This is a genomic window from Dickeya sp. Secpp 1600 (assembly GCF_003049805.1).
Classification (GTDB): domain Bacteria; phylum Pseudomonadota; class Gammaproteobacteria; order Enterobacterales; family Enterobacteriaceae; genus Dickeya; species Dickeya fangzhongdai.
The window spans coordinates 3,454,407-3,468,048 of the sequence record NZ_CP023484.1 but is presented as its reverse complement, the minus strand read 5'-3'; the positions used below and the strand labels follow the sequence as shown (position 1 = coordinate 3,468,048).

14 protein-coding genes are annotated in these 13,642 nt (G+C 58.7%); 8 read left to right on the top strand and 6 right to left on the bottom strand.

Annotated elements, in window-relative coordinates:
- From CPA59_RS15350 to CPA59_RS15340, 3 genes are read left to right on the top strand one after another with little or no spacing between them, the layout of a single operon-like run.
- Positions 1–801: a sulfite exporter TauE/SafE family protein gene (locus CPA59_RS15350; RefSeq protein ID WP_038667361.1), complete on the top strand. Its 801-nt coding sequence runs from the start codon at positions 1–3 to the stop codon at positions 799–801.
- On the top strand, positions 801–1,364 hold the full coding sequence (locus tag CPA59_RS15345) for an elongation factor P hydroxylase (protein WP_107759936.1): 564 nt from the start codon (positions 801–803) through the stop codon (positions 1,362–1,364). Before CPA59_RS15350 ends, CPA59_RS15345 begins: the two co-directional genes overlap by 1 nt.
- A 35-nt stretch (positions 1,365–1,399) precedes the next feature.
- Positions 1,400–1,678 (top strand): YfcL family protein, encoded by a 279-nt coding sequence (locus CPA59_RS15340; protein WP_038919675.1) that lies wholly within the window; start codon positions 1,400–1,402, stop codon positions 1,676–1,678.
- 164 nt (positions 1,679–1,842) lie between these two features.
- Here the strand turns inward: CPA59_RS15340 and CPA59_RS15335 are convergent, their stop codons facing one another.
- Positions 1,843–2,739, bottom strand: coding sequence for a LysR family transcriptional regulator (locus CPA59_RS15335; RefSeq protein ID WP_107759934.1), 897 nt, complete (start codon positions 2,737–2,739; stop codon positions 1,843–1,845).
- A gap of 307 nt (positions 2,740–3,046) precedes the next feature.
- Here CPA59_RS15335 and CPA59_RS15330 point away from each other — a divergent pair, with 307 nt between their 5' ends.
- Genes CPA59_RS15330 through CPA59_RS15315 form a run of 4 tightly spaced genes read left to right on the top strand, consistent with a single transcriptional unit; the run spans position 3,047 to position 6,318 of the window.
- The gene (locus CPA59_RS15330; protein ID WP_107759932.1) at positions 3,047–4,465 is read left to right on the top strand and encodes a coniferyl aldehyde dehydrogenase; all 1,419 of its coding nucleotides are present in this window, start codon (positions 3,047–3,049) and stop codon (positions 4,463–4,465) included.
- 41 nt (positions 4,466–4,506) lie between these two features.
- Positions 4,507–5,184 (top strand): type 1 glutamine amidotransferase domain-containing protein, encoded by a 678-nt coding sequence (locus CPA59_RS15325; protein ID WP_038919672.1) that lies wholly within the window; start codon positions 4,507–4,509, stop codon positions 5,182–5,184.
- Between the two features lie 25 nt (positions 5,185–5,209).
- Positions 5,210–5,839 carry a glutathione S-transferase family protein gene (locus CPA59_RS15320; RefSeq protein WP_038919671.1) on the top strand — a complete coding sequence of 210 codons (630 nt, stop codon included), beginning with the start codon at positions 5,210–5,212 and terminating at the stop codon, positions 5,837–5,839.
- A 53-nt stretch (positions 5,840–5,892) separates the two neighbouring features.
- Positions 5,893–6,318: an organic hydroperoxide resistance protein gene (locus CPA59_RS15315; protein ID WP_038667380.1), complete on the top strand. Its 426-nt coding sequence runs from the start codon at positions 5,893–5,895 to the stop codon at positions 6,316–6,318.
- A gap of 88 nt (positions 6,319–6,406) precedes the next feature.
- Here the strand turns inward: CPA59_RS15315 and CPA59_RS15310 are convergent, their stop codons facing one another.
- The 4 genes from CPA59_RS15310 to mnmC all read right to left on the bottom strand — a co-directional run bounded on the left by CPA59_RS15310 (position 6,407) and on the right by mnmC (position 10,450).
- Positions 6,407–6,721 (bottom strand): AzlD domain-containing protein, encoded by a 315-nt coding sequence (locus tag CPA59_RS15310; RefSeq protein WP_049853714.1) that lies wholly within the window; start codon positions 6,719–6,721, stop codon positions 6,407–6,409.
- The gene (locus tag CPA59_RS15305) at positions 6,718–7,362 is read right to left on the bottom strand and encodes an AzlC family ABC transporter permease (protein WP_049853713.1); all 645 of its coding nucleotides are present in this window, start codon (positions 7,360–7,362) and stop codon (positions 6,718–6,720) included. The genes CPA59_RS15310 and CPA59_RS15305 overlap by 4 nt, the downstream gene beginning before the upstream one ends.
- Positions 7,363–7,532: 170 nt before the next feature.
- Positions 7,533–8,366 (bottom strand): AraC family transcriptional regulator, encoded by an 834-nt coding sequence (locus tag CPA59_RS15300; RefSeq protein ID WP_049853712.1) that lies wholly within the window; start codon positions 8,364–8,366, stop codon positions 7,533–7,535.
- Positions 8,367–8,431: 65 nt separating this feature from the next.
- The gene (gene mnmC / locus CPA59_RS15295; protein ID WP_100849827.1) at positions 8,432–10,450 is read right to left on the bottom strand and encodes a bifunctional tRNA (5-methylaminomethyl-2-thiouridine)(34)-methyltransferase MnmD/FAD-dependent 5-carboxymethylaminomethyl-2-thiouridine(34) oxidoreductase MnmC; all 2,019 of its coding nucleotides are present in this window, start codon (positions 10,448–10,450) and stop codon (positions 8,432–8,434) included.
- Positions 10,451–10,608: 158 nt separating this feature from the next.
- Between mnmC and fabB the strand changes: the two genes are divergently transcribed.
- Positions 10,609–11,829, top strand: coding sequence for a beta-ketoacyl-ACP synthase I (fabB, locus tag CPA59_RS15290; protein WP_038667395.1), 1,221 nt, complete (start codon positions 10,609–10,611; stop codon positions 11,827–11,829).
- Positions 11,830–11,954: 125 nt separating this feature from the next.
- Here fabB and flk read toward each other — a convergent pair whose 3' ends face one another.
- A complete protein-coding gene (gene flk, locus CPA59_RS15285; protein WP_107759930.1) occupies positions 11,955–13,169 on the bottom strand; it encodes a flagella biosynthesis regulator Flk in 1,215 nt (404 codons plus the stop codon).
- Between the last annotated feature and the right edge of the window lie 473 nt (positions 13,170–13,642).

Sequence of the window (13,642 nt, the reverse complement as noted above, 5' to 3'; positions counted from 1 at the left end):
ATGGAATGGTTCGTTGTTGGGCCGGATATTCTGGCCCTGTTGTTTCTGGCTAGCGTGATCGCCGGATTTGTGGATTCGATCGCCGGCGGCGGCGGGTTGCTGTCCATTCCGGTGTTGCTGGCGGCGGGGCTGTCGCCCGCTCAGGTGCTGGCGACCAACAAATTGCAGGCGGTGGGCGGTTCGTTTTCCGCCAGCCTGTATTTCATCCGCCGCAAAGCGGTGGACATGCGAATACTGAAGCTGGCGGTGCCGCTGACCTTGCTGGGCGCGATGTTCGGCGCCTGGCTGATTCAGCAGATTCACGCCGATTTCCTGCGTAAGTTGCTGCCGGTGCTGGTGATCGGTATCGGCCTCTATTTTCTGCTGATGCCGAAAGTGGGGGATGAGGATCGGCATGCGCGCCTGTCGCTGTTGCCGTTTTCCCTGCTGGGCGGCGCCTGCGTCGGGTTTTACGACGGCTTCTTCGGGCCGGGTGCCGGGTCGTTTTATGCGCTGGCCTACGTCACCCTGCTGGGTTTCAATCTGGCGAAAGCCACCGCGCACGCCAAAGTGCTCAATTTCACCTCCAATTTCGGCGGCCTGGTGTTTTTCATGCTGGGCGGTCAGGTGGTATGGGGCGTGGGTTTGGTCATGCTGGTCGGGCAGATTATCGGCGCCCGGCTGGGGGCCAGAATGGTGCTGACCAAGGGGCAGAAACTGATTCGCCCGATGCTGGTGATCATGTCCGCCCTGATGAGCATCAAATTGATTCATGACAACCACGGCAGCGAGATTGCCCGCTGGCTGGGACAGCTATTCTGATGACGATGTTGACTGAAACTGCACACACTCACCATTACGACCAGTTGATCGCCGTATTCAACCGGTGTTTTAGCGAGGAATACAATACCCGGCTGGTGAAGGGCGACGATGAGCCCATTTATCTGCCGGCCGACGATCAGGCGCCGTATCACCGCATTGTGTTCGCACATGGGTTTTATGCCAGCGGCATGCACGAGATTTCCCACTGGTGCATCGCCGGTGAAGAGCGGCGCAAATTGGTGGATTTCGGCTATTGGTACTGTCCGGACGGACGCGACGCCGCGACCCAGAGCCAGTTTGAATCGGTGGAAATCAAACCGCAGGCGCTGGAGTGGATGTTCTGCGTGGCCGCCGGCTTCCCGTTTAATGTCAGCTGCGACAATCTGGATGGCGATGTCGATCCGGATCGCATCGCTTTCCAGCGCCGGGTGCACGCGCAGGTCATGATTTATCTGCAACAGGGCGTGCCCGGCCGACCTGCGCGCTTTATTCAGGCGCTGCAGGACTTTTACCACACTGCGCCGCAAACCGCGGCGGACTTTCCTTATCCGGCCGATTTGTGATGATCGGCGGGCAACACGATAACTGAGGACCATTAATGATCGCAGAATTCGAGGCGCGCATCCTGACGCTGATTGACAATATGGTGGAGCACGCCAGCGATGATGAACTGTTTGCCAGCGGTTACCTGCGCGGCCACCTGACGCTGGCGGTGGCGGAAGCCGAAGCGCATGGCGAACAGACGGCGCAGGCGCTGCATGCCCGGGTACAGGACAGCCTGAACAAGGCGATTAATAACGGCGAGCTGTCGCCGCCGGATCAGGCGCTGGTCGCCCAGGTTTGGGAATCGTTGTATCAGCAGGCGCAATTGCAGTAACACGCGCGAGGGTCGGAATGGGCGCCCGCCTGTGTCGACCCGTGATGGGGTCTTAACCCTTCGCTGAACCTGATTTCGTGACCGGCAGGCGTGCGGTCACGGAATCTGAACGGGCGTATCTTCTGGCCCGGACATCATCCGGCTGCCTCAACGGCGTGACAAATCTACAGCCCGTGTTTTTGTCTTAACCGAAACAGTAACGCCTGTCTGGCATGGGCGACGCGCGGCTGGCGCAGCGCGCTGGGTTGCCAGAGTAAATAGTAACTTCGGCTGGCACGCGCTACGGGGGCGGGAATTTCACTCAGCTCTCCTCGTTCGATATAGGGCGTGCATAAATACGCAGGCAGGGCGCTCCAGCCAAATCCCTGGCACAACAGGCTGCATAAGGCGCGTAAGTCTTGCCCGACCATGGCGGGAAGGATGGCCGGTGCCTGCACACGGTTCGCCGTAAACCAGTTATCGATAAGCGGGAGCGTCAGGCTATAGGCCAGCACCGGTTCGGTTTGCATCGCCGCCAGGGTATCCGGCGTGTTCATCAGCCGGGCGACGACCTGGGGCGACGCGACCGCCATCACTTCGTCGGTCAGCATCAGCTCGCTTTTCAACCGGGTGTCATGCGAGGGCGCCGCCGAGATCCCCAGATCACAGTAGCCCTCAATCAGGCTTTGGGTAATCGCGTCATAATCCCCGGTTTGCATCCGGACGCGCACCCCCACCTCCAGCAGCGGCAACAATTGTTTGGCTACGACTTCGGCCAGAAAATCCGCATGACCAATGATTTGTAATGCGCCAGCCAATTCCAGTGAACGCGCTTTCACCGAGGCCAGTGCGTTTTCCGCCTCATCCAGCCGATCGCCAATATCCGCCGCCAGTTCATCGGCCACCGACGTGGGGACGACGCCCCGCGTTTGCCGCTCAAACAGTGGTCGCCCAATCGACATTTCCAAACCGGCGACATGCTGTGATACCGCAGGCTGCGTCAGGTTAAGCGTGCGTGCGGCGCCGCTGATAGAGCGTTGTCGATACACCTCAATAAAGGTTCTCAGCCGAACAAGAGACATGTATCACCCATAAAATTTTTTATATCCATACCTAAATATGCTAGTTGGTCACAACTGATTAACGTCGCTAAAGTGCGCTCTATCAAAACATAACTGCCTTTTATTCGGAAGGCGGTTTGCAGGAAGTAAAGGAAAATTTATATCAAAGCCGGACGGCAAGCGAAGGGATCGCACTCCAGCGTTACGGTTTGAGCGGATTCGTCCGCCTGCTGCGATCCAAATAACGGTGAGCCGAATGGATACGCGCTTTTTGTTTTCCCGCCTGTCGGGAAGAAAGAAACCACACGATTGTTAAGGATTCACCATCATGCCTTTAGCGCAAACGACCAACGATTTAAAAGCGATATTGCAGACCATGAAGAATGCCCACATCGCCACTGGCCCGGCCGACGCCGCGCTGCGCCGCGACAGGCTGTTACGCAGCGCCCGGCTTATCCGGGAAAATTATTCGTTGCTCAGTAAAGCGATGGATGCGGATTTTGGTCATCGCAGCGTGTATCAGTCGCTGGTGGCGGATATGGCGACGACGGTGAAAACGCTTGAGCATTCCGCGGAGTACGTAGCGCAATGGATGAAACCGGAATTCGTCGACAACCCCGTGTCGGGCATGCAGGCCTGGATACAGCATCAACCGCTGGGCGTGGTCGGGGTGATCAGTCCGTGGAATTTCCCCATCAATCTGGCATTTGGGCCGCTGGCCGGCGTATTTGCCGCAGGCAATACCGCGATGCTGAAGCCTTCGGAGCTGACGCCCGCCACCTCGGAACTGCTGGCGGAGCTGATCGCGCGTTACTTTGACCCGCTGGAGCTGGAAGTGGTGTTGGGCGACGCGGCGATTGGCGCTGCGTTCAGCAGCCTGCCTTTTGATCATTTGGTCTTTACCGGCAGTTCTGCCGTTGGTCGCCATGTGATGCGTGCCGCAGCCGATAATCTGGTGCCCGTTACACTGGAACTGGGGGGGAAATCGCCGGTGGTCATCGACCGTGATGCGGATGTCGGCCTGGCGGCGCAGCGTACCCTGACCGTGAAGACCTTTAATGCCGGTCAGATCTGCCTCTCCCCTGACTACGTCATGTTGCCGGGCGATCAGGTTGATGCCTTTGTTCAGGCCGGCAAGGCGTTTATGGCTCAGGCATTCCCGACGCTTCAGAACAACCCTGACTATACGTCGATCATTACGCCGCGACACTATGAGCGTCTGGTTGGTCTGTTAAAGGATGCTGAAAAACAGGGCGCGACGCTGGTGAGCCTGGCACCTCAGAGCGAGCCGGATTTTGATGCGGTTTCCCGCAAGATCGCGCCGCATCTGGTGCTGAATGTCACCGATGAGATGCAGATTATGCAGGAGGAGATCTTCGGGCCATTGTTGCCGGTACGCACCTGTCATTCGCAGGAAGAGGCGATTGCGTATATCAACGCGCATCCGCGCCCGCTGGCTGCGTATTACTTTGGTCAGCAATCGGCGCGGCAAACCGCGTTCGCTGAACGGACCACGTCAGGGGCGCTGGTCATCAATGATGTGATGACGCATGCCAGTAACGACGCACTGCCTTTTGGCGGGGTGGGGGCTTCCGGCATGGGCGCTTACCACGGCATTCATGGTTTCCGCCGTTTTAGCCACGCCAAAGCGGTTGTGGTTCAGGATGAAGAGGGCGCATCCAACCTGCGTTTGCGGGCGCCCTATAGCGACAAAGTGTCTCAGCTTGAAGCGTTTTTGAAAGGCTGATGCGAACGACCTACTGAATTAGTGAGTTAAGGAGAATGACGATGAAGGTACTGATGGTATTGACGTCCCACGACGCGCTGGGAAACACAGGCAAGAAAACCGGGTTCTGGCTTGAGGAATTCGCCGCCCCTTATTACACCTTCAAAGATGCCGGCGCTGATGTGGTGCTGGCGTCGCCGGCAGGCGGACAGCCGCCGCTGGACCCGAAAAGCGATTTGCCGGAATTCCAGACCGAACTGACCCATCGCTTCAAGGCCGACCCGGCAGCACAGCAAGCGCTGGCTTCCACGGTGAAACTGGACAGCGTGCGTATGGAAGATTTCGACACGGTGTTTTATCCGGGCGGTCATGGTCCGCTGTGGGATTTGGCGGAATCACCGGTTTCCATTGCGCTGATCGAAGCATTTGAACGGGCCGGAAAACCCATCGGTTTCGTGTGCCATGCTCCCGGCGTCTTGCGCCATGTCAAGGCCGCCAATGGCGAGCCGCTGATCAAAGGTCGCCGGGTCACCGGGTTTACCAACACGGAAGAAGCGGCAGTGGAATTGACGGATGTGGTGCCGTTTTTGATTGAAGACGAGTTTCAGAAACTGGGCGGGTTGTATTCCAAAGGCCCTGACTGGCACCCTTACCTCGTCGAGGACGGTAAGCTTGTCACCGGCCAGAATCCGGCCAGTTCGGAAGCGGTCGCCAAGGCGTTGTTAAAACAACTGGCTTAATCGGCTGACAAAGGAAACAGGCAGAATGACCATAAGATTGCATCATCTGAATGCTTCGCGTTCCATGCGTATTCTCTGGTTGCTTGAAGAGGCGCAGCTTCCCTATGAGCTGATCCGCTACCAGCGCAATCCGCAGACGCAACTGGCGCCGGAAGCGCTCAAGGCTATCCATCCGCTGGGTAAATCGCCGGTGGTGGAGATTGACGGCAAGGTGATTGCCGAGTCCGGTGCCATCGTTGAGTACATTATCAGTAAATACGCGCCGCAGCTGGCGCCCGATGAGCAGGATGCGGGTTATGCCGACTATCTGCAATGGATTCATTTTGCGGAAAGCTCGGCCATGCTGCCGGTATTACTGAAAGTCTTTAATCAGTTTGAGAAAAATACCGGTCAGACGCTGAAGTTTCTGGATGATTATGCCGAGGTGGAGTTCAAAAAAGTGTTTTCCTATTTGAACGACTACCTGGCTTCACGCGAGTTTATTGTTGGGCAGCGCCTGACCGGGGCGGACTTTATGTTGGGGTTCGTGGTGAAGCTGGTCACGGAGCGCTTTAATCTGGGACAGCAGTACCCCCATATTCTCCGTTATTCGCAACGCATTGCGGATATCCCGAGCTGGCAGCAGGCGCAGCGTCTGGAATCAACTCAGGCCTGACGGCTTTTACTGATTTTAGAACGGTTATCTTGTCTTAAAAGGGAGTTACAACTATGGCTGTTGAGAAAGTACTTTATCGCGCCCAGGCTTCGGTGACCGGCGGACGGGATGGACATGCGGTTTCCGATGATAATCACCTCGATCTGAAACTGACCACACCGCGCGAGCTGGGCGGCCTTGGCGGTTCCGGCACCAACCCCGAGCAACTGTTTGCCGCCGGTTACGCGGCCTGTTTTACCGGCGCGCTGAAACTGGTGGCCTCCAAAGAGAAGGTGTTGGTTCCCTCCGCCACGGTGATTGAAGGTCTTGTCGGCATTGGTCCATCCGGCGGCGGTTTTGGTATCGAAGTTGAACTGCGCATTACCATTCCCGGCATGGACAAGGCGCAGGCTCAGGCGTTGGTGGAAAAAGCGCATCAGGTTTGCCCCTATTCCAACGCTACGCGCGGCAATATCGATGTGACATTGACCGTGTTGTAATTGTTTTTCGGATAAGTGTTGTAACTGTTTGTCGGATAAAGGGATGGCGCTCACACGGTCATCCCTGTCTCCTATTTTTCAACGTGGGCTATTGCAGCCAGAAACAGAGCGCATAAAACACGCCCAGACTCGCCATCACCGCCAGCATGGTGTGGCGAACCAGCAAGGCGATCGCCACGCTGCCCACCGCGCCCCATAAGTAGGGGTTGTCCGGAAAGGGACGCAGCGCTTCCTGATGCAGCAGGATCACCGGCCCGCAAATGGCCGTCAGCAAACAAGGTGCGGAGTAGTTGAGCGCTTGCCGGAACAGCGCGGGTAGCCTGACGGGAACGCCGGGTTCCAGAAACATGTAGCGGTAAGCAAATACGACCAGCGCCAGTAACAGTAATAATCCCCAACTCATGATGTTTCTCCGTTAAGCCGCGCCATCAGAACCGAAACGGCCATGCCGCCGAGACCTGCTATCATGATCGCCCCTTCGATGCGCCAGTAAGCCAGCAGCATCGACATCAACAGTGAAAACAGCGTCCCCGCCAGTACCGGCAGGCGTGTGACCATCGGTACCACCAGCGTGATAAAGGTGGCGACGATGGAAAAATCCAGATGGTAGCGATCGAGATGGGGAATCGCATTCGCCATCATCACGCCCGCCAGACTGCATACCACCCAGCACAGATAAAACGTCAGCCCGGCGCCGAGTAGATAGGCGGTGGTCAGCCGTGTCTTTGCGGCTATCGCCAGCGCGAATAACTCGTCGGTCAACAGAAAACCGAGCAACAGGCGATAACGGGCTTTCAGCGGCGCGATGGTAGGGCGCAGCGTTAGACCATAAATCAGGTGCTGGGCGGTAATCACCATGACGGTCAGCAAGATAGTCATGACGCTGCTCCCCGACATCAACAGGCTCAGCGTCACCAACTGCGCCGCGCCGGCGAAGATAACCGCCGACATCCCCACCGCTTGCCAGAATGTCAGCCCGGCCTGTACCGCCATTGAACCCGCCAGAATGCCCCAGGGAATAACCGCCACGCACAGTGGCAACATAGCGACTGCGCCGCTAAGGAATTGGTTGGATGCCGAGTCCGACGGATATCGTCGTGATAAGGCGGTGAAAGGTGAAAATGACATAACCACGATTCTCTTCTTCAACGAATAAGCCGGAAGAATAGACAGGAGAGCGGCGGCGGTATTGAAAGAAATTGCCTGATGTCTGCTTACTTCAGAGTACGGACAAACTCACCCGGCGTGATGCCCATTGCGCGTTTGAAATGGCGATTGAAGTGGCTCTGATCGGAGAAGCCGCACTGGGATGCGGTGTCAGACAGGCTGACGCCCTTTATCAGCAGCGAGCGCGCCTGACGCAGGCGAGCCTGAACCAGATAAGCATGGGGCGTCATGCCCAGCAGCGCCTTGAATTGTCTGAGAAAATGCCACGGGCTAAGGCCGGCTGCCTCCGCCAGTTGCAGCAGGCTGATATCCTGCTCCGGGCATTCGTCAAGCCACGCTTTCGCCCGCAGAATGGACAGGCTCGCCGATGGCAAGGTCCGTCCGTCGGAGCGGGTTTTGCTGTAGCGCATCATCAGCCAGCTCAATGACGAAAACAGCAGGGTTTCTTTCAACAGGCTATTGCCTTCCTGCGGCAGCAGGGTGAAGGCCAGCCGCAATTGCGCCGACAAGCCGGGGTCATGCAAGACGGCATCGGGAAACCACGGCGTGGCGCCTTGCGGCACGCGCAGGTCGCGCGACAGGTGACATAACAAGTCCGGCGAAGGATAGATGGCGCGGTAGGACCAGCCGCTGGCGACTTCGGCGTGGCCGGTATGAATTTCATCGGCATTGACCAGAATGATATCGCCGGTGGGGGCGACGTGTTCACCGCCGGTACGATAGAAACGCTGCGCGCCTTCCTCAATCACGCCGATACAGAAATTCTCGTGCGAATGGCGGGAAAAACGCTGGTGATGGTAGCGAGCCTGCAGCATTTCCAGCCCGCCCAGATCTTTCAGGTGGTGAAACTGCACTTCTTCCCGCGATGAAGGTTTTCCCATGAACCGCTCCCGAATCCTGTTTGGTATAAAATTGCTGCCGTATTGAATGCGCTATCCGAATTCAACTATACCGCTTTGCCTTTTAGCAGTTTTCTCACCCAAAACCGATTGGGGTGCAACGCCGCCAGCGTATCGCTGTCCAGCGGCAGCGGTTCGCCGAACAACTGCGATGCCAGTATTTCGGCGGCCAGCGGCGCAGAGCATAAACCGCGTGACCCCAACGCGCCAATCAGATAGAGATTCGGCCAGGACGGGGCGGCGGCTACTTCGTCGCCGTCAGCCAGCCGTTCTGGCAGATCCTGATAACACGCCAGTGTCTGTGGGTAATCCGGCACCTGACCCAGCAACGGCAGATGATCGCGGATCGCGCAGCGCACGCCGCAACGCGCCTGTTGCCCGGAAATGTCCACCTCGGTGGGCCAGTCACTGTCGGGCAGGCAATCAATCAACCGCTGACGGTTCTGCTGTTGATCGGTTTCACGGTAATCCGTATCCGTATCGCCGCGATGATAGCTGGCGCCGATACAATGCGTGTGGTGATGCGGGCTGACCGGCGTCAGGTAGCCATCGTAGCACAGCACCTGACGCAGCGTGGACAGCGACGGCGTGTCGGGGACGTGGCTGACCTGACCGCGCACCGCGTAGACGGGCAGGCGGCGGGTCTGCTCCCAGTCGCTTACCTGATGACCGTTGGCCAGCACCACCGTGGCGTGTTGACGCTGACGGCCGTCCGCCAGCGTCAGCTGCCAGCCGCTGTCGGTGTGGGCGAGTGCGGCGACGGCGGTAGATAAATGCGCCTGCAGGCCCTGCCGGCAGGCCAGCGCAAAGGCCGATGCGGTCAGCTCGGCCGGGCATAGCCAGCCGCCTTGCGGGTAGGTAAGGCCGTGGGTGTGCAGCGGTACGCCGGCCTGTTCGGTCAGGGTGCGCGCGTCCGCCGGGCGTACCAGCGTCTCCGGCCAGTTGCCGGCCAGTATCCGGGTGATTTTGCGCGTGCTTTTTTCATCGTAAGCCAGCTGGCTGACGCCGCACCAGTCGTGTTCAAACGTCACCCCTTGCGCGGCGAGAGTGTCATAGCAGCGGCGGGCGAAGCCGAACGCGGTGGCGAAAAATCCCGATAACGCATCCTGCTTGTCGTTCAGCAGCGGATAGAGCGCGCCCTGACGATTGCCGGAGGCGCGTTGTCCCACCTGTTCGTCGGCGCAGTACAGCGTCACCCGCGCGCCGCGTCGCAGCAGCGCGAGCGCCGTCAGTACCGCCGCGACGCCGCCGCCGACAATCGCCACCTCCTGCGGGTGTGTGGCCGCAGGACGCGCGTACCAGGGAGTGGGGTGCGGCTGTTCACTGCTGTGCGACACCGTGCCGCACAGCATTTCCCGTTTCTGACCGAATCCCTTGATTTTGCTGACGTCAAATCCCGCCTGTTGCAATCCCCGGCGCACAAAACCGGCCGCGGTAAAGGTCGCGAACGTCCCTCCGTTGCGACACAAGCGCGCCATGGCGTGAAATAACGCATCGGTCCACATGTCCGGATTTTTGGCCGGGGCGAATCCGTCGAGAAACCAGGCGTCGATACGCCGGGTCAGGCTGTTGTCCAGTTTGGGCAGCAGGGCGTTGACGTCGCCGAACCACAGGTCCAGCGTGATGCGCCCCTGCGCCAGAATCAGCCGGTGACAACCGGGCAGCGCCAGCGGCCAGTGCCGGCGCAGTTCGTCGGCGAAAGGCGCCAGCTCCGGCCAACTGGCGTGCGCGGCGGCCAAATCCGACTGGCGCAGCGGAAATTTCTCAAAACTGATGAAGTGCAGCCGCTGCAGCGCGGCGTCCGGTTGTTGCTGGCGAAACTGTTCGAACGCCTGCCACAGCGTCAGGAAATTCAGTCCGGTGCCGAAGCCGGTTTCCGCCACGGTGCAGACCGGGCCGGGATGGTCGGAGAAACGCTGCGGAAAACCGTTGCCCTGCAGAAAGACGTAGCGGGTTTCCGCCAGGCCATCCTGGTTGGAGAAATAAACGTCATCAAACTGTTGCGATACAGGTGTACCCTGAGCGTTCCAGTTCAGGTCTGCATGCTGGATGGAAGGGCTTGTCACGGCAACTAACTCATTATTTAAGCGGTGGCGAGATTTTAGCGAGCGGTTTATTAAGTCGCAAATTTGAGAAAAGTTAGTCTGATCGGACTTGTTCAGCTTACATCTGTACGCTAAAGTGCGGAGCTAAATCCAAACTCTACAAGCGGAAGAGGTATTGAATGAAACGTGCGGTGATTACTGGTCTGGGTATTCTGTCCAGCATCGGTAATAACAAAGAGGAAGTGCTGGCATCCCTGCGTGAAGGCCGTTCTGGCATCACTTTCTCCGAAGAGCTGAAAGATTCCGGCATGCGTAGCCACGTCTGGGGTAACGTCAAGCTGGATACGGCGGGCCTGATTGAACGTAAAATTGTACGTTTCATGAGCGATGCCTCTATTTACGCTTACCTGTGCATGGAAGAAGCCGTCAAGGATTCCGGGCTGTCCGAAGAAGCCTACCAGAACAATCCGCGCGTAGGGTTGATCGTTGGTTCCGGCGGCGGTTCCCCGCGTTTCCAGGTGTTTGGCGCTGACGCTATGCGTAGCCCACGCGGCCTGAAAGCGGTCGGCCCTTATGTCGTGACCAAGGCGATGGCTTCCGGCGTGTCCGCCTGTCTGGCGACGCCGTTTAAAATCCACGGCGTCAACTACTCCATCAGTTCCGCTTGCGCTACGTCCGCGCACTGCATCGGCAACGCGGTCGAGCAGATTCAGATGGGCAAACAGGACATCGTGTTCGCCGGCGGCGGCGAAGAGCTGTGCTGGGAACTGGCGTGCGAATTCGACGCTATGGGCGCGCTGTCTACCAAATACAACGAGACGCCGGAACGCGCTTCCCGTACTTATGACGCGGATCGCGACGGTTTCGTTATCGCCGGCGGCGGCGGTATGGTGGTCGTGGAAGAGCTGGAGCACGCGCTGGCGCGCGGCGCGCATATCTACGCTGAAGTGGTTGGCTATGGCGCGACGTCCGATGGCGCCGACATGGTAGCCCCGTCAGGCGAAGGCGCGGTGCGCTGCATGAAGCTGGCGCTGCAGGATGTCGATACCCCGGTGGATTACATCAATACTCACGGCACCTCAACGCCGGTGGGCGATGTGAAAGAACTGTGGGCGATCCGTCAGGTGTTCGGCGACAACGTTCCGCCGATCTCTTCCACCAAAGCCATGACCGGTCACTCGCTGGGCGCCGCGGGCGTGCAGGAAGCCATCTATACGCTGCTGATGTTGGAGCACGGTTTCATTGCGCCGAGCATCAACGTTGAAACGCTGGACGAGCAGGCGCAAGGCATGAACGTCGTCACCGAGCCGACCGAACGTCAGCTGACTACCGTGATGTCCAACGGTTTCGGTTTCGGCGGCACCAACGCCGTGCTGGTGATGCGCAAATACGCGCAGTAACCGCGAAAATATAAAAAATACCGGGCTTGCCCGGTATTTTTTTGTCTGACGATCGTTGCCGCCAATCCGCTTTTCTCTGCCGCTTTCTCTGATTTCCCGCGCGTTACAGCACTACTCACATCAGCTTACAGCACGACCCACATCAGCAAGGCCACCACCAGGATCGCTACCAGCGCCAGCCCGATAGGTTTATTGACCAGCGACCGCCATTCCTGCGGCAAGGCGACGATGAGCGGGTTGATAAACGGCTGCAACGGCGCGGCGGAAGCCTCCTGGATCTGCTGGAGTCGCCGGCGGTAGAGGAACGTCACCACGTCGCTGATTTGCGAAGGGGTGAGCGGCGTTTGTGGCGTAATGTTCAGGGTGCTGCGGGTGAAATCCTGCAACAGTTGTTGTTCCTGCTGATCGAGCGGCTGTTTCAGCGCCGCCTGCAGCGTATGCAGGGTGGGCAGGGTATGCTGCTGCAACAGAATGCTTTGGGTGTTGAGGAACTGGCTTAACACCTGAAAGTTCTTCGCCGGAATCGGATCGCCGGTTTTCAATCCCTGCATGTCCATCATCGTTTGCCAGACTTTACCCTGCGATTCGCCGGTCAGCGCCACCAGCTTTGACACCAACTGGTTGAGCTGGTTGTGTTCCGCGGGCAGCAGCGCGCGGTCCAGCAGCGCGGTCGCCGCCGGCGATGAATTGGCGGTGAACCCGTCCGGAATGACGCCGGCTTGCAGCATGGCCGCCAGTTGCTGAGACGTTTGCGGCAGCGGCGGCGGTATGGTGGCGGCGGTAGGCGTCTGGGGAAACTGAATCGGCTGCCTTGTCGCGGTATTGCCAAACGGCAGGGTATTGCCCCCCGTGGACAACAGCGTGGCGGCCTGCGGCAACTGGCCGTTTTGCAGCAGCGTCACCACCAGCTTTAGCTGCGAGGGCGTCAGCGAACTCAGCACCGTGTGGCCGAACTGCTGGCGGATGAAATCGCTGACGGCCTGACGGTTATTCCCCTGCGACAGCAGGCTGGTCAGCTGTTGCAGCAACTGGCGGGTATCCTGCGACCCCTGTACGGTCGTCAGTCGGTTCTGCAAACTCTGCTCGGCAGCCGGAAACTGGCTGGCAAGCAACTCCGCGTTATTTTTCGTGCCGAGCTCTGCGCGCACGGTTGCCCAGACTTCCGCCGGCTTGGCGCCGCTCAGGGTGGAAATCTGCACCACCAGCTTTTCCAGCGTGGTGCGCTGCGCCAGCGTGAGCGGTGAGTCGTCCGTCTGGGATGTCGCGGTTTTCGACAACGCGGTTTCCAGCGTTTTTTCTCCCTGCAGGGAAACATTGCCGGGGTTACTGATCGGTTGCATGGTGTGATCCTTACCGTAAACGCTCGACGGGATTTCGCATCAACCCGATGAAATTATCGCCATCATACCCACTGTCATCATAACAACGGCGCGGTATTACCGATAGTTCGTCGGGTGTGAACAGGCGAAAATTCCGCTGAACCGAACGAAAAGGCGAGAAAACGCATGACCGGCGTGACGCGCGCCGATTCCGACGGGCAAAGCGGCGCGCGGAGATAGAGTAATCCGCGGCGCTCGCGTTATGCGGCCGGTGCTGGGGCTACGGTGGGCGGGCTGCGGGTACGGATTGCCGCCGGCCTGATCGGGCATATCCATGATGATGTGACAACACGGCTCCACAGTAGCCAGCCTGCCGCTTTGACAACGGTTTCTGGCGGCCCGATATGTGCCAGAACGCCGGCGGGTGCCGTTCCCGTCGTCAGTGTTACCCTGTGCCGGTTTGTGGCAGAATAATGCCCTTCGTTTCATCGCTG